The following is a 23,341-nucleotide window of genomic DNA, read 5'->3' on the forward strand; positions in this document are numbered from 1 at the left end:
GTGTCTCTACCGTGCGAGCTCCTTTTCCCATTCTTCCGCTTTGAAGCCGATCAGCACTTTATCCTCCGTGACGGCGATCGGACGTTTGACGAGCATGCCGTCCGCCGCCAGCAGCGTTATCTGTTCGTCTTCGGACAATTCCGGCAGCCTCTTGCTGAGGCCGAGCTCTTTATAGGAGCTGCCGCTGGTATTGAAGAATTTTTTCAGCGCCTGCGCCGAAAGCTTCCGCCAGCTATTTATCTCCCCGGCGGAAGGGTTTTCGGTCTTGATGTTGCGTTCCGTGTATTCGACGCCGTGCTCCTCGAGCCAGTTTTTGGCTTTCCGGCAGGTCGTGCACTGCGGATAACAGAGTAATAGCATGAGATCATCTCCAATTGTTCATAATATTTAAATTATAATATAACCCGGCTGTTTTTTTGATCGAGACGCAGCGTTTCGTAGGCGATTTTGCCGATATGTGCTGCCCGCGGATGGCAAAAAGAGGCTCCCATAGGGGAGCCCCTGGAAGTTTTTAAAGAAGGATGCCGTCTATTTGAGAGACTCGAGCTTTGCCGCCGCCCTGTCGAGGCAGGCGTCCGAGAAATATTCGATGTTTCCCGCGTCGCACAGCGCCGCGATCTCAGGGGCGAGCGGTATCTCGCCCAGAAAATCTATCCCGTATTTTGCCGCCGTCTCGGCGGTCCTGCCCTCTCCGAATATCTTTATCTTTTTGCCGCAGTCGGGGCATTCGATGTAGCTCATGTTCTCAATGATGCCGAGGATGGGGATATCCATCTCTTTCGCCATGCGCAGCGCTTTTTCCACGATCATCGAGACCAGTTCCTGCGGTGATGAGACGATGATTATCCCGTCCACGGGCAATGACTGGAATACTGTAAGCGGCACGTCGCCCGTTCCCGGAGGCATGTCCACAAAGAGAAAATCTTCGTAACTCCAGATGACGTCGCTCCAGAACTGCTTGACGACGCCGGCGATGGCCGGGCCGCGCCAGATGACCGGCGTAGCCTTATCCTCAACGAGAAGGTTGACCGACATCATGTCGATGCCGCCCTTTGACTGCTGCGGCAGTAGCCCCGATTCGTTGGCGGAGGCAAGCGTTTCCACGCCAAACATCTTAGGTATCGAGGGCCCCGTTATGTCCGCGTCGAGTATGCCGCACTGATTGCCCCTCTTCTGCATCGCGGAAGCCAGAAGCGAAGTGACGAGCGATTTCCCGACTCCGCCTTTGCCGCTGACGATGCCGATCACCCTTCTGACATTGCTCAGCGGGTTTGCCGGCACGCTGAAATCCGGTTTCTCCGCCTCCGCACACTTCTGCTCGCAGCTGCCGCAGTCGTGTGAACAGCTTTCCTGAGTCATATTGCGCATCTCCTTTAGCGATTTTTGGAAGAGCCGCCACCGTCCCGCATCTTCCAGCGAGGGAGGCCGCCTCTTTTTTCTACTGAATATTAGTGATAAACGGGAAAAATGTCAAATATAGTCAGAAAACGGAGAAGGCAGCCGCGCCTATTTACCGGGCCGCTCTAAAAGGGGCTCCTTTGAACGACAAAAAAGCGCGGCTTTGCGCCGCGCTTTCATGGTAATGATTATCTTTGCCGGGGTACGGTTACTCTTTGACGCCTACCATTACGTCCGATGCCTTCACAATGGCGGACACGGCCTTGCCGGGCGCGAGCGCGAGCTTCTTCGCGCTGGCCATGGTGATGATCGAGGTGACCTCTTCGCCGCCCTCGAGCGTAACTTCGACTTCACAGTTGACGGCTCCTTCGATCACGGCTTTAACTACGCCCTTGAGCTGGTTGCGGGCCGAGAGTCTGAGTCCGCCGCCGCATTCGCCGATCATGACGTTTGAAGCCTTAATGACCGCGTAGGCCTCGCCGCCCTCTTTGAGGCCGAGGTTCTCGCAGCTGGTGCTTGTTATGATCGAAGTCAGCATCGTGCCCTTTTCGAGGCGAAGCGAAACTTCGTTATTGACCGCGCCCTGCTTGACGGATGCCACGGTCGCCTTTAATTGATTGCGTGCACTTAAGAACATTTGTTGTTCCTCCTTGTCGTTATATCGAATCATATCGATATTATTATATCGGAAAACTGCTTTTGTGCAACATTTTGTTTTAGAAAATTATTTTATCCGGGTGGCTCTCGTCGAGTTGAGGATCGCGAGCAGCGCGACGCCGACGTCGGCGAAAACAGCCTCCCATAGCCCCGCGAGCCCGGCGACGCCGAATATGAGGAATATCCCCTTCACGCCGAGAGCCATAACGACATTTTCCCAGACGATGGCGCGCGTCTTCTTCGCGATGCGCAGGAGGTCGGCCACCTTTGCCGGAGAGTCGTCCAGTATAACGGCGTCGGCTACCTCTACGGCCACCTGAGATCCGAAGCCTCCCATCGCGATGCCGGTTTCCGAGGTTACGAGCACGGGGCCGTCGTTGACGCCGTCTCCGACGTAGATCGTCTTCTTTGTGTCGCCGCGGCAGATATCCTTCAGCGCGTCGACCTTGTCGCCTGGCAGCAGATCTGCCTTGTATCCGTCGAGTTTTAGCTCCTTCGCTACGCTCTCCGCCGTATCCTCGCGGTCGCCCGTCAGCATATAGACGCCCTTGATGCCGAGCCTGCGCAGCTCCGCAACGGTCGCGGCCGCCTCCGGGCGGATGGAGTCGGCCACGGCCATCGAACCCATGTATCTGCCGTTTTTCATTACGTGCACTATGGTGCCGTGTTCGTCTATCTCCGGTACGGCAACGCCGAAATCTTCAAGCAGCGCGGCGTTGCCGGAGGCGACCGTATCCTCTCCGAGGCGGCAGACCATTCCCTTGCCGGGTATCTGCGTGATCGAAGCCCCCGGGGGAACGGCCCGTTCGCCGGCGGCGGCCATGATCGACTTCGCCACGGGGTGAGTGGAGCCGTTTTCCGCCAGCGCCGCCGTCTCTAGCAGCTCCGTTTCGCTCACACCTGGGGCCGGCAGGATCTTTGCGAGCTTGAAGCGCCCGTATGTGAGCGTGCCGGTCTTGTCAAATATGGCGATGTCGACGCTGCCGACGGCGTCAAATACATTGGCTCCTTTTACAAGAATGCCGTTTTTGGAGGCCGCGCCGATGCCCCCGAAGTAGCCCAGCGGTATCGAAATGACGAGCGCGCAGGGGCAGGAGATGACGAGCAGGACGAGCCCGCGGTAGATCCATTCATGCCACGTGCCGTATCCCGTGAGCGGGGGCAGCGTCATCACCGCGGCGGCGAGAAAGAATACCGCGGGGGTGTACCATTTGGAGAACCTTGTGATGAAGCGCTCAGTCGGCGATTTGCGCTCCACGGCGTTCTGCACCATCTCAAGCATCCGCGCGATCGTAGAATCCTCGAACGGCCCCGCCGCCTCGACGAGCAGCAGCCCGTCAAGCGACAATGTGCCTCCGTGCACCTCGCCGCCCGGGGATGCCGTGGTGGGCATCGATTCCCCGGTGATCGCCGAGGCGTCTATCTGCGAGACGCCGCTTATCACATGGCCGTCTATCGGGATTATTTCTCCGGGAAGCACCTGCACGACGTCTCCCTTTACGATTTCCTTAGGGTCCCGTTCAACGATCCTGCCGCCCGCGACGATGCGCGCCGTCAGCGGTTTTTGCGCGAGCAGGGCCTTTATCGAGCGGCGGGAGTTGGAGGAGGCGCGTTCCTGAAAGGCCTCGCCGAGCCGGTAAAAGAGCATCACCCCGACCGCCTCCGACATTTCGCCGATGGCGACGGCGGCGAGCGTCGCGCCTCCCATCAACGTGAACTCGTTGAAGACGTCTCCCTTGAAGAGGGCTTTGAGGGCTGTTTTCAGAACGGGAACGCCGGTCGCGAGATAGAGGGCGATAAAGACGGCGCTGAAAAGCCATTCCGGCATTATCTCCGGCGCGAGCTCCTCCAGCACGAGCGCGGCCAGAAATATCGCTCCCGCCGCGGCGAGGAATGTTATCTCGCGGCGGAACGACGCCCGCTGTTCCCTCTCATCAACCTCGTTCTCGCTGAATATGTCGTCAAGCGCATGGCATGAGGCGCAGCCGCAGCCGCTGTCGTGCCCGTGGACATGATGGGCCGTGTTTTCATGGCGGCCGCCGCACTCAGGGTCCCGGCAGTCATGCCCGCAGCATTCGTGGTCGTGTTCGTGATGATGTTCGTGGTTCATACTCTGTCCCCGTCTCCTGTGAAAAGGGCCGCCTCCCGGCGGCCCCGCGGATTTTATGCAAATTCTATCGTATCTCCGGCCTTGACCTTGCCGCCTTTTATCACCTTGGTGAAGATGCCCTTTTTCGGCATTATGCACTCGCCGGTCTGCTTGAAGACTTCGCAGTGAGAGTGGCATTCCTTGCCGATCTGCGATACCTCGAGCAGCGTCTCGCCGACCTTGAGCATATCGCCGATCTTGAGCTGTCCCAGGTCGAAGCCCTCGGTGGTAAGGTTCTCGGCGAAGCTGCCCGGCACGAGATTCGGCAGCTTTGCCATCATCGTGCGGATATCTTCCATCGAGATCAGGCTCACCTGGCGGTGCATGAAGCCCGCGTGGGCGTCGCCCTCCAGGCCGATCCCCTCGATGAGTCTGCCTTCGCCGATCTCATGCTTTATCATGCCCTTTTGCGGGGCGCTGCATACCGCGATTATCCTGCCTTTTTTATTCTGCAACACGGTGATCCTCGCCTACAAAACGCTCTTCTTCCTCTTCCTCGTGTCCGCCGCAGGCGCCGCCGCAAGCCGTGCAGTTGCCCGGGAACGAGAGCCCCTCGGGCAGCTTTCCGTCCCGGCGCAGATAATAGTCGGCCACCGCCGCCTGGATGCCTTCCTGCGCGAGCAGGGAACAGTGAAGCTTGACGGGAGGCAGTCCGCCGAGAGCCTCCGCGACGTCTTTGTTGTTTATCTTCAGGGCCTCGGCGATCGTCTTGCCCTTCGCGAGTTCCGTCACCATCGAGCTGGTGGCGATCGCCGCCGCGCAGCCGAAGGTCTCGAACCTGATATCCTCTATCACCTCGGTCCCGGGGTCGATCTTCAGATAAATCTTCATTACGTCTCCGCAGGTGGGATTGCCGACCTCGCCGATCGCGTTCGCGTCGTCTAGTTTGCCTGCGTTGCGCGGATTCATGAAATAATCTACCACTTTCTGGTTGTACATGACCTCATCTCCTATCCGGGTTACTTTTTATAAAAGGGAGACATCGCGCGGAGCTTCTCCACGATCGCGGGGAATTTCTCAAGCACATAGTCGATATCTTCTTTTGTAGTATCATGGCTCATCGTCAGGCGTACCGAACCGTGGGCCGTGGTGTGGTCAAGCCCCAGCGCGAGCAGCACGTAGCTCGGCTCAAGGCTGCCGGAGGTGCAGGCGGAACCGCTTGAGGCGGCGATCCCAGCCGCGTCGAGCAGCAGCAGCATCCCCTCGCCCTCGATATACTTGATCGTAAAACTGGTATGGAAGGGCAGCCTGTCGTCGCCCACAGCCCCCGTAAGATGTGACTCCGGTATCCTCGAAAGGACGCCGTCGATGAAATAATCGCGCAGCCGCGCAAGCTTCTTGTCGTCGCCGCGCGCGAGGCGCTCCTTTGCGATCTCCGCCGCCACGCCGAAGCCGACGATCCCCGGAACGTTTTCCGTGCCGGAGCGGAGGCCGAACTCCTGGCCGCCGCCGTGGAGGGTCGGTATCAGCTTGATGCCTTTGCGGACATAGAGAGCGCCGAGCCCCTTAGGGCCGTACATCTTATGCGCCGCCATCGTCATCATGTCGACCGGAAGCTGCTGGATGTCGATCATGATATGTCCCGCCGCCTGTACGCCGTCGACGTGGAACATCACGCCGCGGCGGCGGCATACCTCGCCGAGCTCTTTTACCGGCTGGATCGTGCCGATCTCGTTGTTGGCGAACATGATCGTCGCCAGTATCGTCTCGGGGCGGATCGCCGCTTCCAGGTCGGCGGGGGAGACCATCCCTTTATCGTCGACGGGGAGTATCGTATATTCAAAGCCCATCTTTCCCAGCCATTTAACGGTGTCGAGGATGGCGTGATGCTCGACGGCGCTGGTTATGATATGGTTTCCCCGCCCCTTTTCCTTCAGCGCCCAGGCCGCGCCTTTGATAGCCAGGTTGTCGGCTTCGCTGCCCGCGCCGGTGAAAATGATATCGGAGGGCTTCGCGTTGATCAGCGCCGCCACCTGCGCGCGCGCGTTATCCACCGCCGCGCGTGCCTCGCGTCCGAACTTGTGAAGGCTGTTGGGGTTGCCGTATTTCTCCGAGAAGTAGGGGAGCATCGCCTCCGTTACTCTTGGGTCCACCTTTGTCGTTGCCGAATTGTCGAGATATACTTCGCGTGGTGCCATGCCTGTTCACCTCATAAAGTTTAATTTTTAATTCTCTTGCCGCACCAGCAGTCGGGCCGGTGGCAGCTATTGTCTGACTGATTGACAAGGTCCTGAAAGGTCGTACCGTCATAGACGACCTCAAGGGCCTCCCTTGCCTTGTCCCAGAGCGGCCGGAAGACGCAGTCCTCATAAAGCGAGCAGTCGTCCTCCATGCGCGTTCCGCACTCCACCGGGCCCAGCGGCCCCTGAATGAAGCGTATCACCTCGCCCACCGTGATCGCATCGGCAGGCTTCGCAAGAAAATATCCGCCGTCCTTGCCGCGCGCGGAATCGACGACGCCGGCGCTCTTCAGGCTGCTCAGAATATTCTCGAGAAAGCGGACGGGGATATTCTGAGCCTCGGCGACCGCGCCGATCTTGCACGGCCCCTCCTGCTGCCGTCGCGCGAGCTCGTATATCGCTCTCAAAGCGTATTGACATTTTTGTGTGATCGCCATAATCCTCACCTTCTCTACCAACTTAGTGTAGATTACAGCGCGCCGATATATTTGTCAAGAGAGGTCGGCAAGATTTTGTAAAAGTTTGCGGATAAAATAGTATTCCTCCGGCGGGCGTCAAGCGCAGCGCCGGGAAAAACCCATGCAATGAGAGAGGGATAATCCGGCGGAGGCTGCCGCCGTAATGCCGCTATGCCTTATAATAATGGCTATAACTTTTGAAGGGGCTGTTTCAATGAAACTTGTAACGATCAGGAGCAGGGGGACGGAAGCCGCCGCGGTGATGATCGAACGCGGTTTTGTGAGGATAGATACTCTCAACGAGGAAAAACGTTCCAGCTGGCCGGAGACGCTGGGGGAGCTTGTCGGAAGCGGGCAGGCGGAGCTGCTGAACCGCTGGTATCTCGCGGGCGGCAGGACGGTCCTTGAGAATATGAGCCGCAGGCTGATAGTGACGCCAGATGAGGCGGAGATCACAGGCGAGGTCTATCAGACGGCGGACGAGGAGTAGGGCGGGGGATAGGCCCGCCCGCCGCATAAAGAACGGGAGGCCCGCCGTCCGGCAGGGGCCTCCCGTTTTAATTTTGACCGGCGGCTTCCTAGAACCCGGCGCCGTCGGCGGTGAACATGTTTTCGTATGCGCCGGGGATCTGAAGTTTCTTACGCAGCTGTATCTTCGGCATTCCTACGACGACGAGGCCGGAGGACGGGTCCACATGATACCGCTCGGTGTCGGCTACGGGGTCGAAGCCTATCGAGGTGCCGTTGGGGATGACGTTGTGCGCGTCAACGATCACGCGGCGCAGGCGGCAGTTTTCCCCGATATGGACGTTCTGCCCGATGATCGTCTCTTCGATGACGGAGCCGGAGTTGATCACGCAGTTGCGCGACAGCACGCTTTTGCGTACGTACGCGCCGAGCACGCGGCTCGCTTCGGCGCGCAGGCAGCCGTCGACGGAGCAGGAGTGATCGTTAGCCGGGTAGGTGAATCCGGGCGGATCGGAGTAGGAGACGGTCCTGATGGGCCATTGCTGGTTGTAGAGCGAGAGCGCCGATGGGTGGCGCAGCAGGTCCATGTGGGCCTCCCAGTAGGCTTTGATGCTTCCCACGTCTTTCCAGTAGGGGCGGTCGTCGCCGGGCAGCTTGTTGGTCGAGAAATCATAGGCCATCAGTTTGTAGCCCTTGAAGAGCATCGGCAGGATGTCCCGTCCGAAATCATGGCTGCTGTCCTTGCGCTCGTTGTCCGAGAGCACCGATTCTTCGAGTATCTCGCGCTCAAAGATGTAGTTTCCCATAGAGACGAAGCTGTAGCCGGGACGTCCGGGAATCTCCGGCGGGACGGCCGGTTTTTCTACGAAATCTATGATGCGCCCCTCCGCGTCGGTGGCGATGCAGCCGAACTGACTTGCCTCCGATGAGGGGACGACATAGGCCGCCACCGTAATGTCGGCGTTATTATCCATGTGATAGGCCAGCATCTGTTCCACATCCATCTTGTAGACGTGGTCCGCCGCGAAGATGCAGACGCGGTCGGCGTCGAAGAGCGTCACAAGGTGCATGTTCTGGAAGATGGCGTCCGCCGTGCCCTCGTACCAGCGTTCGCCGTCCCACATCTGGGCGGGGACGACGTTGACGAAGAAGTCGCGTCCGCGCAGCGCGCTGCCGAACTGCCACCCTTTGCCGATGTGTTCATGGAGGGACTGGCTCTTGAACTGTATGAGGCAATATATCGAAAAGAGCCCGCTGTTCACCATGTTTGAAAGTGCGAAATCTATTATGCGGTATTTTGCGGCGAAGGGTACGGCGGGCTTCGCCCTGTACCTCGTCAGAGGCATCAGTCGTTCTCCCTTTCCTCCCGCAAGGACCATTCCGAGTACGCGTCCGTATTTTCCGTGAATCATTGAAGAAGGCCTCCTTTTCAAAGGATTACTGCTATGAAACTGGGTTTTGCCGTTAACGCTTACCTTATTGCCTGTTATTATAGACTATTTAAATGTAAACGTCTATTAATCAGAACTGATGATATTCCTGTACAGCGCCGCGTATTCCTTCGCCGACGAGTTCCAGGAAAAGTCCTCCTTCATCGCGTTTCTTACGATCCTGCTCCACCGTTCGGGCTCATCTTTCGCCGCGAGGGCGCGATTCAGCGCCTCCTCGAGCTCCGCGATGCTGTAGTCGGTAAAGAGGAAGCCGGTGCCGTCCGGCGAACTGTCCGCGTCGATGACGGTGTCTGCGAGGCCGCCGGTGGCGCGCGCGACCGGGATGGTGCCGTAGGCGAAGGCGATGAGCTGCGAAAGGCCGCAGGGCTCGAATAGCGACGGCATCAGCAGGATGTCTCCGGCGGCGTACGCGAGGTGGGCGCTCTCTTCGCTGAAGGCGGTCACCGTTCGCACCGAAGAGGAATGGCTGGTCTCGAAGTCGGAGAGCTTCCTGTTGTAGAATTCGTTGCCCGAGCCGATGATGAGGGCGAATATTTTATCGGGCATAAAACGCTCCAATGCCTCAAGCATGATGTCGACGCCCTTCTGTTCCGTGAGGCGTCCGACGAAGATGATCAGCGGCCGTCCGTCGTCCTCCCAGCCGAAGCCCTCCATCAGCGCGCGGCGGCAGCTTTTCTTGCCGTCCCGGTGGCTGACGTCGTAATGCGCCGGCAGCAGCGGGTCCGTGTGAGGATTCCAGACGTCGTAGTCGATGCCGTTCAGTATCCCGCGCAGCTTGCTCTTGTTCGTCGACATCACGCCGTCGAGGCCGAAGCCGCCGTCATGCGTCTGGATGTCCCATGAATAGCTGGGGCTCACCGTCGTCACCGCCTCCGAGGTGTTTATCGCCCCCTTCATAAGGTTGACGAGCCCGTAGAACTCAAGCGACGCCGGGTCAAGCGCCGAGAAAGAGTCTGGAAGGAATCCCCACCCGTTGAGGCATTCCTGCTGGAAGAGGCCCTGATGCGCCATGTTGTGTATCGTGTAGACGCTGTCGAAGTCGCCGGCCATGGAAGAGTAGTGCCGGTGCCAGCGCAGGGCACTGGGGATTATCGCCGTCGGCCAGTCATGGGCGTGGATGATCTGCGGTTTCCAGCGCGCGGCGCGGGAGAGTTCAAAGGCCGCGTAGGAGAGGAAGATCATCGGCTCGGCGGTGGCCGCGCTCATCTCTTCAGGATAGATGTTTTCGTTCGCGAACAGCTCGTCGTTTTCCAGAATGTAAATGGGAAGCCCGTCGATAGAGGCGCGCCAGAGCTTTGCGGAGAGGGAGCGCCAGTTAAGGGCCGCGGAGACGGTCCCCAGCGGGCGGCTGGGCAGCGCGGAGAGCTCCCGTGCCCTGTCCAGCACGCCGGGCCAGGCCGGCATCAGCACGCGCGCGTCGATATCGTTTTTACGAAGCGCCTTTGGCAGCGCTCCGGCCACGTCGCCGAGCCCGCCCTTTTTTGCGAGGGGGGCGCACTCGGGCGACACGTGCAGGATCTTTAGTACAAATTCATGTTCCTTTTCCATTTTAATGTCCGCGGAATACGGTACCATAAGCCTTTTCACAATATTCGTGCACCACCCTATGCGTATTAAAGTAGCTTGCGTTCACAGCTATTGCGAATTTCATCATGCCTATCCACCGTTTGCGGTCGGTGTAATAGGCGGGAATGATCTTCTCTTCCAGCTTATTATAGAGGTCCACGGCGTCTTCCGCCTCATTATACTCCACCATTCCGTTCTCCGTAGGCTCCGGCCCGATCGCCCATCCGGTCCTGCCCTCGATGCAGCCCTCTATCCACCAGCCGTCGAGGACGGAGAAGTTCATGACGCCGTTATGGACGCACTTCATGCCGCTCGTGCCGGAGGCTTCGCGCGGACGTATCGGTGTGTTGAGCCAGATGTCGACGCCGGAGGTGATGAACTTCGCGGGGCCCATGTTGTAATTTTCGATGAAGACCACCGGAAGCTCCGCGCCGAGCTCCTTCGCGATCCTGTTTATCTTTTGAAGGATGTCCTTTCCCGGTTCGTCGTGCGGATGCGCCTTGCCGGAGAAGACGAACTGCACCTTGCCCTTGCCGATCTCCACCAAACGCCGGATATCGCTGAATACGAGGTCAGCCCTTTTGTAGGTCGCGGCGCGGCGCGCGAAGCCGATCGTCAGCACGTCGGGGTCGAGCTGCTGTCCCGTCTCTTCGAGCACGAAAGCAAGCAGCTTCATCTTTGCCGCCTGATGGGCCTTCCATATCTCCTCATCCGGGATATGCAGGGCCTGCATCAGCCGCGAGGGGTCGTTTCGCCAGCCGGGGATGCGGGCGTCATAAAGGTTTGCGAAACTCGGCGAGGTCCAGGTCGTCGAGTGGACGCCGTTGGTTATCCAGTCGATCGACTCGTTGCCGAACATCGCGCGGCTGACGAGCGCATGTTTGTGCGACACGCCGTTGACATAGCGGGAGAGCTTGAGCGCGAGATCCGTCATCGAAAGGCCGTTGCCGCCGATGTGCTGGCGCAGTATCTGGGCCACGTCGCCGTCCATCACCTCGTCTATGAGGTCGTAGGAGAAGAAATCGTGCCCGGCCGCCACCGGCGTATGCGTGGTGAATATGACCTGGTTCCTCACCTTTTCGATGTCGCCGTAGCCCTGTTCGCGCAGAAGTTCGAGCGTGAGGAAGCCGGCGTGCCCCTCGTTGAGGTGGAAGGTCGAAATATTACGGTAACCCATGTCGCGCAGCAGGCGCAGACCGCAGATGCCGAGTATCAGCTCCTGGCAGAGGCGGTATTTGTTGTCGCCGCCGTATAGCTCCGCCGTCAGCAGGCGGTCTTCCGGAAGGTTCTCCGGCAGGTCCGTGTCGAGGAAATAGATCGGCAGCGGGTGCTCCGTCTGCCCTATCAGCATATAGCACCAGGCGCCCACAGTAACCGGACGCCCGTTCATCGTGATCGTCACGCGGTTCGGCAGCTGCGTCATGAAGTCACGCGGATTCCACTCGACCGGATATTCGGTCTGCCGTCCCTCCCGGTTGATCTTCTGGGCGAAATAACCCTTTTTGTAAAGCAGCGTCATCGCCACCATCGGCACCCCGAGGTCCGAGGCGCTCTTTAAAATATCGCCCGCGAGCACGCCGAGCCCGCCCGAATAGGTCGGTATCTCCGGCATGAGCGCGATCTCCATCGAGAAATAGGCTGTATTCCTGAAAGCCGGGTCGTGTTCAAGCGTCGCCAGCAGCGAGTTTGCAAGGTTCGTTCCGTAATTCATTCCGTTCATCTTCTCCGATCCGTCTGTATTCTGTTCGCCTTTTGTTTTCATGTCCGACTGTTCCCTCATGCGCGGCATGATGTCGCGTATCGCTACCGCCGCGGCGGTGGGGCGTTCCCTCGTGTTGCCGCGCGCCTTTCTGAGGTCTTCGAGCAGCGGCCTGATGAAATCCCTGCCCGAGGATTCCTCCGCGATCTGAGCGGCGCGGAGGGCGTATGATATGACCTGCCTCGTTTCGACGCCGGCGACGTCGTTGAAGAACCAGGCGCACGAGGTGTAGGCGAACATGCGCATACGTTCCATCTCGATCAGGCCGGCGATCCTCTCCGATACCTTTTCCGACAGATCGCCGAATCTCTCCGTGACGAAGGCCCTCCTTCGTTCCGCCCTCTCCTCCGCGCTGGGCGCGAGCCCGCATTTATAGAGGTCGACGGCCTCGTTGCGCAGCTTCCAGGGATCGCCGTAGACTGAGATCTTTTCCTCAAAAAGTTCGTCGGTTTTGGCGGCGAGGTTGTCGAACGCCTCCCGCAGCGGTCCCCGCCATTTCTGGTTCCAGCCCGGTTCTCCTCCCGTGTGGCAGCCGCAGTCGCTCTGCCACCGTTCGACGCCATGCGCGCAGGACCAGGAGGTATTTTCTTCGATTATGCAGCTCGCCGTGGGCGGATGTTCGGCGAGGAATCCTTCTATAGATGGCAGGTTTATCCTCTCGTCCAGCTCCATCTGTTCGAACATTCGCGCGAGGGCCATCTCTCCGAATTTGTGATGATGCCCGTAACTCTCTCCGTCGGTCGCCGTCACGAGCAGGCGGTCCTCGCCCTCCGCCGCGGAGCGCACGGCGGCGTCTTTGAAAAGGTCACCGTTGTTCAGCAGCCCGCCGAAGGCGATGCCCTGCGCCAATCCGGCGTGATAGAAAATTATCGTGATAGAGCGGCCGGAGGGCAATTCACAGCGGTACGGGCGCGTGACGTCGAGGTTTGCCCCTCGCGAGGTCAGTATGGGGCTGCCGTCGACGATCACCGCCTTGCACTGGTGCGGGGCGAGTATCGTAAACTCCACGCCGCAGGCCGCAAGCGTCTCCAGCGTGGGAATATCGACGGCCGTCTCCGGCAGCCACATGCCCTTTGGCGCGCGCCCGAAACGGTATTTGAAATCCTCGGTTCCCCAGACCGTCTGCGTCAGCCGGTCACGCTCCGAGGCGAGCGGCATTATTACATGGTTGTAGGCCTGGGCGATCGCCCTTGATTGTGATTCTATCAGTGTCTTATTGAGAGACGGAGAATGTGCCTCTATCCATCGGTGAAGCGTGGGGCCAAAATTGAAGCTCAGTTTTGCGTAATTGTTGATCTCCGTTTTTATGCGTCCGTCCGTTCCAAGTATCCTTGCGCAGCTGTTTGGCAGATAGCACTCGGAACAGACGCGTTCGTTCCAATCGTGCGCCGGACTGGCGGTTGGGTCCCGCGGGATCGTTCCCGTCCATGGGTCTTCACGCGGAGGCTGATAAAAATGTCCGTGAATCGCGATGTTTATCAAATGCGAGCCTCCTCAAAAAATTTAATTGCCATAAAGCCATGGCATGATATGATTATACTATCAAGAGCTGGAATTAGTCATAAGCGAATGTAAATAGACTAAAACTATCTAAAAGAGGAGGAAGCCAGATGCTTGAAGATCTTTCTGCGCACGTACTGGACATTTCCGAAAACAGCACGATGGCCGGAGCCGACGAGGTGGAAATAACCATAAACGAAGATGAAAGAGAAGATCTGCTCCTCTTTTCGGTAAAAGACAACGGACGCGGCATGAGTCCGGAGTTTGTCGCGAAGGTGACCGACCCGTTCACGACGACGCGGACGACGCGGCGCGTCGGCATGGGGCTGCCCTTTCTGCGCCAGTCCGCGGAGCTCTGCGGCGGGGCGCTGGTGATCGACTCCGCCGTCGGCGTGGGGACGACCATCACCGCGACGTTCCGTTACGGCAGCGTCGACCGCCCTCCGCTCGGAGATATGCCGGCGACGGTCATGACCCTCGTCATGGGTTCGCCGAACGTCCATTGGAAATACAGGCACATCATTAACGGGCGCGAATTCCTGCTGGACACCGATGAAATAATCGAAGCGCTGGATGGCGACCGTGAGATGCTCGCGTCGCCGGATGTCGGCCTCTGGCTGCGCGACAACATCCGCGAAGAGCTCGCGGCGCTGAGGGGCTGAGACAAAACCGGCGGAAAAATAGGGCGCTGCGCTTAATTCGTTATCATTTTCCGCCGTACCACTTGTTTTTTTCTATTTCGGGGTTATAATTTTAATCAAGAAATAACAGCAATCCCATTTACCCTGCTGGGTTCGTGTGATGTGGGTTGAGTCTTGAGCCAACAACTAAACCCGTTTGGATCGTCTTCCGAAGGCGGCGGAGATACGCAAGTATCGACCAGGTTAAGCGGATACGGTCCTATATCCTTGATTAGGATCGGGTCAAGACCTCCCATACACGGCCACGCGGGGTCTTTTTTATCATCCGGCGCGTCCGCGCAAGAAAATATATTTGCAGCATCCGAAGGCCGGTGTCGTGCAGGGCGGCCTGCCCGGCAAAGCAAGCGCGTCAACAAAGGCCGGGGAAAGGGTAAACGGCGGTTTAGCTTGTCATGCCGGGCCTGGTACTCCGTCGCCCCGGGCTTGACCCGGGGCCTAGTGTCTTGATGTTTTTGCTCCACCGGCGCATGTAAAACCAACGCCCATGGACTCCGGCTCGGAGGCCGGAGCGACGGAAGAGCATAACACAAAACCGCAATTCATTTCCTATTTTGCTGTTGACGCGTTTGCCTGTGTGTGGTAAATGAGGGCGCGGCGTGTTATAACCCGACTTTTACAGAAAATCTAGAAGTCCACAAATCGACCCATCAATAAACCCAGTCCCGGAGCGGAAAATTACAATTCTGTTTCGGGTTTTCTTTATTCTATTTACGTTATGCTATTGTTGTGCTATACTATATTTGTATTGTTCTTCATTCTTTTTCTGGAGAAGAGGCGATTTGTCATGATCCGCAAGGACAGCAGAGTATATAAGAGCGGCGCAGTCAAAACTCAGGTTCGCGTGGTCGAGGGCTACAGACCTGGGCCAGGATGTCCTCCAAAGCAGCGTACTCTAAAGAATTTTGGCTATTTGGAGGATCAGGAGGATCCTGTGGCTTTTATGGCTATGGTTCGCGAGTATGACGAAAACTGCAAGAATGAGCCGGTGACACGGCTTGAGGTTCCTTCTACGCTTAAGATGTATTCACTGTCCAACCGCGTAAGGAATTATGGCTGCAGGTTCCTCGAGGCACTATATAACAGTCTTGAGATTGACGGCTTTATTGAACGGTATGCTGCATACTCTGGATATAAGGGCAATATTCCTTTGGCTGAGATATTTAAGTTTTTTGTGTTGACTCGCATTTTGGCTCCTGATTCCAAAAGGGGAAGCTGTCAGATGAAGGAGGAATTCTACGGCCTGTCATGCGATTTTTCTTTGCAGGACGCATACCGAGCTCTCGACGTGTTCGGAGATATGTCGCAGGATCTCCAACTTTGGCTGAATAATGAGGTGAAGCGCAGCATAGGGCGCGATATGTCTTATGCCTTTTATGATGTTACCAATTTCTTTTTCGATATAGATTTCCCTGACGATGAAGGAGGATACCGCAGGCGCGGGGTTTCTAAGGAACATAGGGTGGATCCTATAATCCAGATGGGGCTATTTCTTGATGAGAAGGGTCTGCCTGCATGTATGTCTTTGTTTCCGGGGAATAGGAGCGACTGTATGACGCTTAAGCCTGTGATGGCAGAGGTGCGCGGGAACTATGGTCTGAAGAGGCTTGTCGTTGTCGCAGATAAGGGATTGAACACTTCAAAGAATATCGACATGATCTGCAATAACGGCGACGGTTATGTCGTGTCTCAGGTGCTGCGCGGCAAGAAGGGCAGCCGCTACCATGAAGCGATGTTCGATGACGGCGGATATATACAGAATGCAGACGGCAGTTACCGTTACAAACTCTTTACAGAGGAGTACACAGGCAAGGACAACGACGGACACTCAGTTGAAAGATGCCGCAAGGTTCTTATTTACTGGAGTCGGGCAGATGCAGAAATGGCTCGCCGCAAGCGTGTGGAAAAATTGCTGCGTGCTGAGAACGCAACAAAAAATAACGCTTATTCTATTCAGCACGGATGCCTCGAATATACAAAAGAAGAGATTCGCGACGGTCACGACGGGCATATAGTAAAAAACGTCAGAAAGAGACTCAAACTGGACGAAGAAAAGGCCGAGGCAGATTCCCGTTTCGACGGTTATTTCTGCATCATCACAAGCGAGATGGAATATGATGCCTCAAAGATACGCGAGGTCTACGGCGGTCTTTGGCGCATCGAGCAGTCTTTTAGGGTAATGAAGTCAGGTCTCGAAGCAAGGCCAGTCTTTGTAAGCACGCAGAAGCATATCCTGGCTCATTTCACTATCTGTTTTACAGCTCTGCTGATAGTGAGGCTGCTGCAGCTAAAAATGGGGGAAGACGCCATCTCCGCCGAACGAATAGCGGCGGCACTTGGAGCGGCGAATTGCCAGGTCCTGCGCGGAGGCATTGTGCATCTTCTGGATGTAGGCGGCAGCATGGCGTTTAAAAAGCGTATAGGGCGCAATGGTAAACAGGTCGACACACTTGCTTTTTCCTGCGAAGACGAGATTGCGCTTGATTATGCCAAGATACAAAAGGCATTTTGCGTTGATTTCTACGATGCTTATCCAAAGCAGGAAGTCTTTAACAGATTTCTTAAGGGGATAAAATAGCATAACAGAGCCTTTTGCTCAGATAAGAGAAAAATATCGGTTGTAGCAACGGCTCGGATGGTTTTGACTCTGGTGTGATGTAAAAGTCGGGTCGAAACTGTTGATTCGTCTGCCCTGTCGCCTCGCGGGCAAAAATAAAAAAAATTGCGGGCGATTGGGTTATAATATATCTATGTCTGATTCTGTCCATTGGCGGAAGAGATAACGGCCGATATCTTTGGGAATTTATCGTATAGAGTTTAGGAGGACGACATGTGCATAAAGGAGCCTTTTTGGAGCCCCGCCGGGGCTTCAGGATTTTTATTGGATTGGGACGGCGTAATCGCCGAGACTAAGCTTGATTTTTCCGGCATCCGTGAGAAATATTACGGCGGCCGGCGCGCGATGCTGCTTGAGGAGGCCTTTACTCTGGAGCCGGAGGCGCGCGAGGCGATGTTCAAAGAGCTGGCTGAACTTGAGATGGCCGGAGCCGAAGGCGCTGTACCCGTTCCGGGAGCCTTCGAGCTGATAGAGTGGCTGAATAAAAACAACGTCCCCTACTGTATTCTTTCGCGCAACCTCACGGAGGTGATCCGGCGCGGGGCGGAGGTGATCGGCCTCGACCTGCCGCCGCGGACCTGGGGAAGGGACAACATGGAGTGGGTCAAGCCCGACCCGCGCGCCCTGCTCGCGGCTGCCGGCGCGATCGGCGCGGACCCGCGCCGTTGCGTTTACGTGGGCGATTTCCTATATGACCTTCAGGGGGCGCGGCGCGCCGGAATGCGCGCGGTGCTGGTACAGCGGGACGAGCCGCGGTGGAGCTGCTGGGCCGATGTGGTCTACCCGCTGCTGACCGGACTCGTCGAGGCGCTGCATTCGCCGGAGCCGGTAGTGCCGTGGGAATATCGGGAGATATACGCCAAAAAGGGCGAACGCTGGCTCCACAACGCCGCCTCCTTCATATTTTCCGTGCCCGGCGACCCCTCGCCGACGACCGACTGTTGGCTCGCCCGCGCCGCCTCGCTGGGGGTGGGAGGGTTTTACGTCGACCCGGAAAAGATCTTTACGCCGGACGATTGGAAAAAGAATCCCTCCTTCGACACCTCGGCGATGGGGCTGAAATGGTCAGAAGTCGTAAGCGGCTTCCTGGCGCCGCGTTATCCTCTGGCAAGGGTCGTCACGGAGTGCGAAGCGCCGCTTAACGCGCCGAAGAACTCGCTCGACATAATGCGTTTCATCGAACGTAAAAAGATATAACGATGGCGGAGACCAGCCTTTTCGAAACCGGCGGAGAGGAAAATATCAGCTTTGAGGTGCCTCTTGCAGAGCGTATGAGGCCGCGCACCCTCGACGAATACGCGGGGCAGGGGCACATACTGGCTCCGGGAAGGGCCCTGCGCAGTATGCTTGACGGAGGCAAAGCCCCCAGCTGCATACTCTACGGGCCGCCGGGAGTGGGAAAGACCACGCTGGTCCGCCTCATCGCCCGCGTCACCGGGAGGACGCTGCTTGAGATAAACGCCGTCAGCGCGAAGGTGGAGACGCTGCGCGACCTGCTTGAGCGCGCGCGGGGAGAAAAAAAGCTCTCCGGACGCTCCGCGATCGCCTTCGTCGATGAAATATATCACTTTAACAGCAAACAGCAGAACGTTCTGCTCCCGGCCGTCGAGACCGGCGATCTCATCCTTATCGGCACGACGACGGAAAACCCCTGGTTCGAGATAAACAAGACGCTGCTCTCACGAATGGTCGTCTATACCCTTGAACCGTTAAAGAACGAGGATATCTGCGGGCTGCTCAGGCGCGCGCTGGACGATACGGAACGCGGCCTCGGCCGCTTCGGCGTGCGCGCTGAGACGGAAACAATCGAACGGATCGCCGCGCTCGCCGGAGGCGACGCGCGGCAGGCGCTGACTCGGCTGGAGGCCTCCGTAACGGCGGCGGCGATGGGCGGCGGCTCGCTGCTTACCGACGAGATCGTCGCCGAGAGCACCGGCGCCGCCACGCAGCGTTACGACAGAAATTCCAACGATCACTACGCCGTCATCTCCGCGCTGATAAAGAGCATGCGTGGCTCCGACCCCGACGCCGCGCTTTATTGGCTCGCGCGGATGCTTGAGGGCGGCGATGATGTCCGTTTCATCACGCGCCGCCTCTGCATATTCGCCGCGGAGGACGTCGGCCTCGCGGACCCGATGGCGCTTGTCGTCACGCAGAACGCCGCCGCCGCCGTCGACCGCGTCGGCATGCCTGAGGCGAACCTGATCCTCGGCGAGGCCGTCATCTATCTCGCCTCCGCGCCGAAGAGCAACAGCGCCTACCTCGCGATCAAAGCGGCGCAGCAGAATGTCCGCGAGGGGAAAATAATGGAGGTCCCGAGCCACCTGCGCAACGACGGTGAGGGATATGTCTATCCGCATGACAGCCCGAACCACTGGGTGCCGCAGGCCTACATGCCGGAGGTGCGCCGCTTCTACTTCCCCGGCAAACTGGGCGCGGAGGCCAGGATAGAGGATCGCCTTAAACGCCTGTGGAAGCGCTTCTCAACGGAGGCGGAGGAAAAGCAGGATAAAGAGAAATAGCCTGACGGAGACAGGCTGTCCCACAGCGACATAAAACGCCCGCATCACACAAAGATGCGGGCGCAGCTTTTGCACGGTATCGTTTAGCGGCGAAATCATTTTTTCGCGTCGGCATCTACCTTTAGCGAGAGCAGGTATATGACGTCGGAGAGCCTGTTGAGAAACTGATACGCCTTTTCCTCTAGTTTGCCGTCGCGAAAGAGTGGGGTCGCTGTGCGCTCGGCGCGGCGCGCGATAGTACGGGCCAGATGCAGCGCCGAGCCGCAGCGGGTGTCGCCGGGGCGCACGAAGGTCATGCCGCCCTCGGGCAGAGCCTCCGTAATGCGGGCCGCCATGTTCTCTATGATCGCGGGGTCGGGGGCGGGGTAGTCGCATTTGGCGTAATATGCCATAGCCCCGAAAAGATAATCCTCGATAAAATAGATGTCCCGCGCCGTCTTCTCATCCTCGCAGAAGGCGCGCGCCATTCCCAGCGCCGCCTGGCACTCGTCGATCGTGCCGTAGAGCTCTACCACGCGGTCGTCCTTTGCGATCCGCTCGCCGTTCGCCAGCGAAGTCGTTCCCTTGTCTCCGCCCTTTGTAATAACGTTGAAGCGCGCCATTTCTAATCCTTACCTCCGTTGTCGTGATGATGGCCGCCGCCGCAGTCGTCGGTACGGACGCCGGCCTCTTCGTCGCCGCAGCCGCTCGCGCAGGAGTCGCAGTCTCCGCAGTGACAGCCGCATTCATGCTGTGATTTGAAGGCCACGCGCAGCGTCGCCTCCATGAAAAACTCCTCCGGCAGGGCCTGGCATACATCGCCGCCGAAACTGGTAAAGGTGCGGCAGGGGAATTCCTGTCCGCCCGGCGTTTTGCATTCAGCGCAGGGAGTAAAGTCAAGCTCGAGCATCAGCAGATTTTCTATGGGCGTTTCCGGCGTTCCCGCCTCTTCGCATTCTATCGTCACCATGTTCGCAGTCATCAGGTTATCCTGTGTAAGCTCGTCCATGATGACCTTGCGCAGTTTGAGCTTGAAGCCGAGCGGAATCAGCTTCGGAGCCATGCGCGAGCCGAATTTAACCAAGTTGTCCCACGTTTCGGTCCACGGCGCGGGGTCAATATCTTTCATTGTATAATGTGCCAGAGTGATGGTCTTCACGTCAAGGCCTCCTGATTGCATATTTTCATATATTATATTATATTCCCGCCGCGCACGGATAAAAATATCTGTTTTTTACGTCTGCGGCGTGGCGGGAGGTTTGCGGTAAAAGTTTTAGCGCGTGCCGATTAAATTTCCGGTTGCCCTGAACGCCGTCATGTTATAAAATGACTGAGTCCTAAGCCGGAGTGGCGGAATGGCAGACGCAGCGGACTCAAAATCCGCCGCTCGCAAGGGCGTAGGGGTTCGAGTCCCCTCTCCGGCACCAGTACTATCAACGATTCCCGCGATACGTTGGCGTGAATCGTTTTTATTAAGCAGAGTACGTACTCTTTTGTCAGGAGGTGGATCCGCTTGAACGCAGGTTATCAGACAATGGGCTGCACCGCTGTAGATTGTATCTACTCGGGGATAAGGAAGAAAATTATTTCCAAGGAACTGCAAAAGGGGCAGCGGCTGGCGGAGACAGTCATTGCCAAAGAGTTCAACGTCAGCAGGACCCCCGTGCGGGAGGCAATACGCCGCTTGGCAAATGACGGGCTCGTAAACATAGTACCCGGCTGGGGGGCCCACCTTGTTTCGCCGACAAAGGAAGAGGTCATCGACACCAGCATGATGCGCCAGGTACTGGAAGAGATCGCTATCAGGAAAGCCGTCCAAGCCGTCACCCCCGTTTATATCTATAAGCTGCAGGAACAGATCCTCCTTGAGCAGAAAGCGGCGGCGGAGTGCGACGTTGATGCGTACATCGCCGCAAACAACAATTTTCACTTGGTTATCGCGGAAGCTTCGGGGAGCAAAACGCTTTTTGAGCTGTTGGAGCATGTGCTTGCCAAAGTAGTAACACATTTACTCTTCTTTGACGATTCCCTGTTTAAATTTGATACTAACCCCACTCTTAACCAGCACAAGGAGATCGTGAGGGCATTGGAGTCCGGGGACGTGGATTTGTGTGTCAAATTAATAAAGCAGGATATCTATCCCTGGTCATCTGAACTATAGACATTTTTTGCCAGTCAGATCGATTATTCATAATCTCTTATTTATCACTTTCCCGCTTGAATAAATTTTGCTGTTTCTGGGTGTTCCCGCGGGGAACATCCAAATTTTTTCCCCGTCATCAATACTGGGCCGTTTTTGTGCCCGCCTGACGGCGCTGTTTTTATCGCTTTCACAACGTTTGCCGTAAATTACCTTAGCGTTATCAAGAGAAATGCAGCGGTTCCCTCCGGCGGAGGTTTGCCGCGGGTTTCCAATGCCATGCGGAAATGAAAAACGGCGTCGCGCGTTAACGGGGGCCGCTCGCTGACCTTGCCAATATATTGACAAGGACAGAAAAAAGGTATATAACAATTGTGTACTACATGATGAACACGTCCTACACAATCGTATGTCGGAAATAGTATAGTTGGAGGAATGAAAAATGTATGAATCGTTTGAAAAAAGAAGTGTAAAATCCAAGCAGCTTTTCGATCGGGCAATGAAAGTTTTTGTCGAAGGCGCCAATTCTCCCTCTCGTGGAATCGCCACCTGCAAACCTTACCCGATCTATGTCCGGGATGGAAAGGGGGGAAGGCTGTTTGACGCGGACGGAAACTCATACATAGATCTGATGCTCGGCTTCAGCGCCAATATTATGGGGCATGGGCATCCTAAAATTGTCGAAGCCGTAACACGGGCGATTCAGGGCGGTTCACATTTTGCCGCCTGCACGGAAATCGAGGTGAAGTGCGGCGAGAAATTCCTCAGCATGATAAAGAACGCGGATAAAGTCCGCTTTGGCAATACCGGTACGGAAGCGGTCATGATGGCGGTCAGGCTCGCCCGCGCGGTAACTGGGAAGAAAAAGATCCTCAAGTTTGAAGGACAGTATCACGGCTGGTATGACGGCCTTTTGGCAAATTGCCACACTCGCCCGGTAGATACTATGGGGGCGAAGATGGACCCGGTGAAGATGGTCGAAGGGTCCGGTATTCCGCAGGAACACATCGAAAATCTTGTTATATGCCCGTGGAATGATCTTGAAATCCTTGAGAAAATGGTTAAATGTCACAAACACGAGCTTGCGGCGATAATTACGGAACCCATTATGGCAAACGTAGGCGTCATCCTTCCCAAGAAGGGCTACCTGGAAGGGCTTCAGCGGATAGCGAAGGAAAACGATGTTTTATTCATATTGGACGAAGTCGTGACCGGCTTCCGCTATGGAAACGGCTGTTATCAGGATATGGCGGGTTTGAATCCTGACATTTCCACTTTCGGCAAGGCTCTCGGCGCCGGATTGCCTGTTTCGGCCATTGCGGGAAGAGAGGGATACATGCAGGAGATGCAGTGGGGGAAGGCGCTCAGCTACGGCACCTTCAATTCAGCAAGGCTGCCGATGGAAGTATCCTACGTGAACATGACGGAAATGACAAAGGACGATTGCGCCGGATATAGACATATTCATGAACTGGGGGAAATGCTCATCAACGGTTCAAGGCAGATCATCAAGGACCTAGGCATCCCGGTTATCGTACAGGGATACGGGCCTATGCTTCAGTATTATTTCACTGAAAAAGAGGCTATAAATGATGTCAGAGACTACGCCGAGTTTGCCGATAAGGAGAAGTACCAGACATTTGCCAGAAAGCTGCTTTGCAGGGGGCTTTATGTTACGTCGTCAAACGGATTGCACCACTGTCCCTGCCTGCAGCACACGAAGGAAGATTTTGCGGAGGCTCTTAATATAATAGAAGATACGTTCAAGGAGATGAAATCGGAAGGGATTCTCTAGCGGC

Annotated in this window: 20 protein-coding genes and 1 tRNA gene; 8 read left to right on the forward strand and 13 right to left on the reverse strand. The window is 56.8% G+C overall.

Annotation, left to right across the window (positions count from 1 at the left end; translation table 11 throughout):
- Window positions 1-6: 6 nt before the first annotated feature.
- The 8 genes from CLOEV_RS04100 to CLOEV_RS04135 form a co-directional block, all read right to left on the reverse strand.
- A complete protein-coding gene (locus CLOEV_RS04100; RefSeq protein WP_034442054.1) occupies window positions 7-360 on the reverse strand; it encodes an arsenate reductase family protein in 354 nt (117 codons plus the stop codon).
- A gap of 168 nt (window positions 361-528) precedes the next feature.
- Window positions 529-1,359, reverse strand: coding sequence for an Mrp/NBP35 family ATP-binding protein (locus CLOEV_RS04105; protein ID WP_008710769.1), 831 nt, complete (start codon window positions 1,357-1,359; stop codon window positions 529-531).
- 247 nt (window positions 1,360-1,606) lie between these two features.
- Complete coding sequence (locus CLOEV_RS17275) at window positions 1,607-2,035, reverse strand: TOBE domain-containing protein (RefSeq protein ID WP_008710771.1); 429 nt, start codon at window positions 2,033-2,035, stop codon at window positions 1,607-1,609.
- A gap of 87 nt (window positions 2,036-2,122) precedes the next feature.
- The gene (locus CLOEV_RS04115; RefSeq protein WP_034442056.1) at window positions 2,123-4,165 is read right to left on the reverse strand and encodes a heavy metal translocating P-type ATPase; all 2,043 of its coding nucleotides are present in this window, start codon (window positions 4,163-4,165) and stop codon (window positions 2,123-2,125) included.
- Window positions 4,166-4,218: 53 nt separating this feature from the next.
- Complete coding sequence (locus CLOEV_RS04120; RefSeq protein WP_008710776.1) at window positions 4,219-4,659, reverse strand: MOSC domain-containing protein; 441 nt, start codon at window positions 4,657-4,659, stop codon at window positions 4,219-4,221.
- Window positions 4,649-5,143 (reverse strand): iron-sulfur cluster assembly scaffold protein, encoded by a 495-nt coding sequence (locus CLOEV_RS04125; protein WP_008710778.1) that lies wholly within the window; start codon window positions 5,141-5,143, stop codon window positions 4,649-4,651. The genes CLOEV_RS04120 and CLOEV_RS04125 overlap by 11 nt, the downstream gene beginning before the upstream one ends.
- Window positions 5,144-5,163: 20 nt before the next feature.
- Window positions 5,164-6,342 (reverse strand): cysteine desulfurase NifS, encoded by a 1,179-nt coding sequence (nifS, locus tag CLOEV_RS04130; RefSeq protein WP_008710780.1) that lies wholly within the window; start codon window positions 6,340-6,342, stop codon window positions 5,164-5,166.
- A 20-nt stretch (window positions 6,343-6,362) separates the two neighbouring features.
- The gene (locus tag CLOEV_RS04135; protein WP_008710782.1) at window positions 6,363-6,821 is read right to left on the reverse strand and encodes an RrF2 family transcriptional regulator; all 459 of its coding nucleotides are present in this window, start codon (window positions 6,819-6,821) and stop codon (window positions 6,363-6,365) included.
- A gap of 235 nt (window positions 6,822-7,056) precedes the next feature.
- On the opposite strand from CLOEV_RS04135, the gene CLOEV_RS04140 reads away from it, so the two are divergent.
- Complete coding sequence (locus tag CLOEV_RS04140) at window positions 7,057-7,332, forward strand: hypothetical protein (protein ID WP_034442058.1); 276 nt, start codon at window positions 7,057-7,059, stop codon at window positions 7,330-7,332.
- Between the two features lie 88 nt (window positions 7,333-7,420).
- On the opposite strand, the gene glgC is transcribed toward CLOEV_RS04140, so the two are convergent.
- The 3 genes from glgC to glgP all read right to left on the reverse strand — a co-directional run bounded on the left by glgC (window position 7,421) and on the right by glgP (window position 13,568).
- Complete coding sequence (gene glgC, locus CLOEV_RS04145) at window positions 7,421-8,722, reverse strand: glucose-1-phosphate adenylyltransferase (RefSeq protein ID WP_034442060.1); 1,302 nt, start codon at window positions 8,720-8,722, stop codon at window positions 7,421-7,423.
- A 105-nt stretch (window positions 8,723-8,827) separates the two neighbouring features.
- Window positions 8,828-10,309: a glycogen synthase gene (locus tag CLOEV_RS04150; protein ID WP_034442063.1), complete on the reverse strand. Its 1,482-nt coding sequence runs from the start codon at window positions 10,307-10,309 to the stop codon at window positions 8,828-8,830.
- A gap of 1 nt (window position 10,310) precedes the next feature.
- Entirely contained in the window at window positions 10,311-13,568 is a 3,258-nt protein-coding gene (gene glgP, locus CLOEV_RS17460) for an alpha-glucan family phosphorylase (RefSeq protein ID WP_084482168.1), read from the reverse strand.
- Window positions 13,569-13,696: 128 nt separating this feature from the next.
- Between glgP and CLOEV_RS04160 the strand changes: the two genes are divergently transcribed.
- From CLOEV_RS04160 to CLOEV_RS04175, 4 genes are all read left to right on the forward strand, one after another.
- Window positions 13,697-14,248: an ATP-binding protein gene (locus CLOEV_RS04160; protein WP_008710793.1), complete on the forward strand. Its 552-nt coding sequence runs from the start codon at window positions 13,697-13,699 to the stop codon at window positions 14,246-14,248.
- Between the two features lie 823 nt (window positions 14,249-15,071).
- Window positions 15,072-16,862: an IS1634 family transposase gene (locus tag CLOEV_RS04165; protein WP_034442065.1), complete on the forward strand. Its 1,791-nt coding sequence runs from the start codon at window positions 15,072-15,074 to the stop codon at window positions 16,860-16,862.
- 252 nt (window positions 16,863-17,114) lie between these two features.
- Window positions 17,115-18,098, forward strand: coding sequence for an HAD family hydrolase (locus CLOEV_RS04170; protein WP_034442067.1), 984 nt, complete (start codon window positions 17,115-17,117; stop codon window positions 18,096-18,098).
- A gap of 2 nt (window positions 18,099-18,100) precedes the next feature.
- Window positions 18,101-19,423: a replication-associated recombination protein A gene (locus CLOEV_RS04175; protein WP_051484876.1), complete on the forward strand. Its 1,323-nt coding sequence runs from the start codon at window positions 18,101-18,103 to the stop codon at window positions 19,421-19,423.
- A 95-nt stretch (window positions 19,424-19,518) separates the two neighbouring features.
- Here CLOEV_RS04175 and CLOEV_RS04180 read toward each other — a convergent pair whose 3' ends face one another.
- Both CLOEV_RS04180 and CLOEV_RS04185 read right to left on the reverse strand, forming a co-directional pair.
- Entirely contained in the window at window positions 19,519-20,025 is a 507-nt protein-coding gene (locus CLOEV_RS04180) for a cob(I)yrinic acid a,c-diamide adenosyltransferase (protein ID WP_034442070.1), read from the reverse strand.
- Window positions 20,026-20,027: 2 nt separating this feature from the next.
- The gene (locus CLOEV_RS04185) at window positions 20,028-20,561 is read right to left on the reverse strand and encodes a DUF2703 domain-containing protein (protein WP_008710800.1); all 534 of its coding nucleotides are present in this window, start codon (window positions 20,559-20,561) and stop codon (window positions 20,028-20,030) included.
- A 182-nt stretch (window positions 20,562-20,743) separates the two neighbouring features.
- Between CLOEV_RS04185 and CLOEV_RS04190 the strand changes: the two genes are divergently transcribed.
- From CLOEV_RS04190 to CLOEV_RS04200, 3 genes are all read left to right on the forward strand, one after another.
- Window positions 20,744-20,829, forward strand: a tRNA-Leu gene (locus tag CLOEV_RS04190).
- Between the two features lie 86 nt (window positions 20,830-20,915).
- Window positions 20,916-21,563 (forward strand): GntR family transcriptional regulator, encoded by a 648-nt coding sequence (locus CLOEV_RS04195; protein ID WP_084482169.1) that lies wholly within the window; start codon window positions 20,916-20,918, stop codon window positions 21,561-21,563.
- Window positions 21,564-21,984: 421 nt separating this feature from the next.
- On the forward strand, window positions 21,985-23,337 hold the full coding sequence (locus CLOEV_RS04200) for an aspartate aminotransferase family protein (protein ID WP_008710803.1): 1,353 nt from the start codon (window positions 21,985-21,987) through the stop codon (window positions 23,335-23,337).
- Window positions 23,338-23,341: the final 4 nt, after the last annotated feature.

The sequence above is a fragment of the Cloacibacillus evryensis DSM 19522 genome (assembly GCF_000585335.1).
GTDB lineage: Bacteria > Synergistota > Synergistia > Synergistales > Synergistaceae > Cloacibacillus > Cloacibacillus evryensis.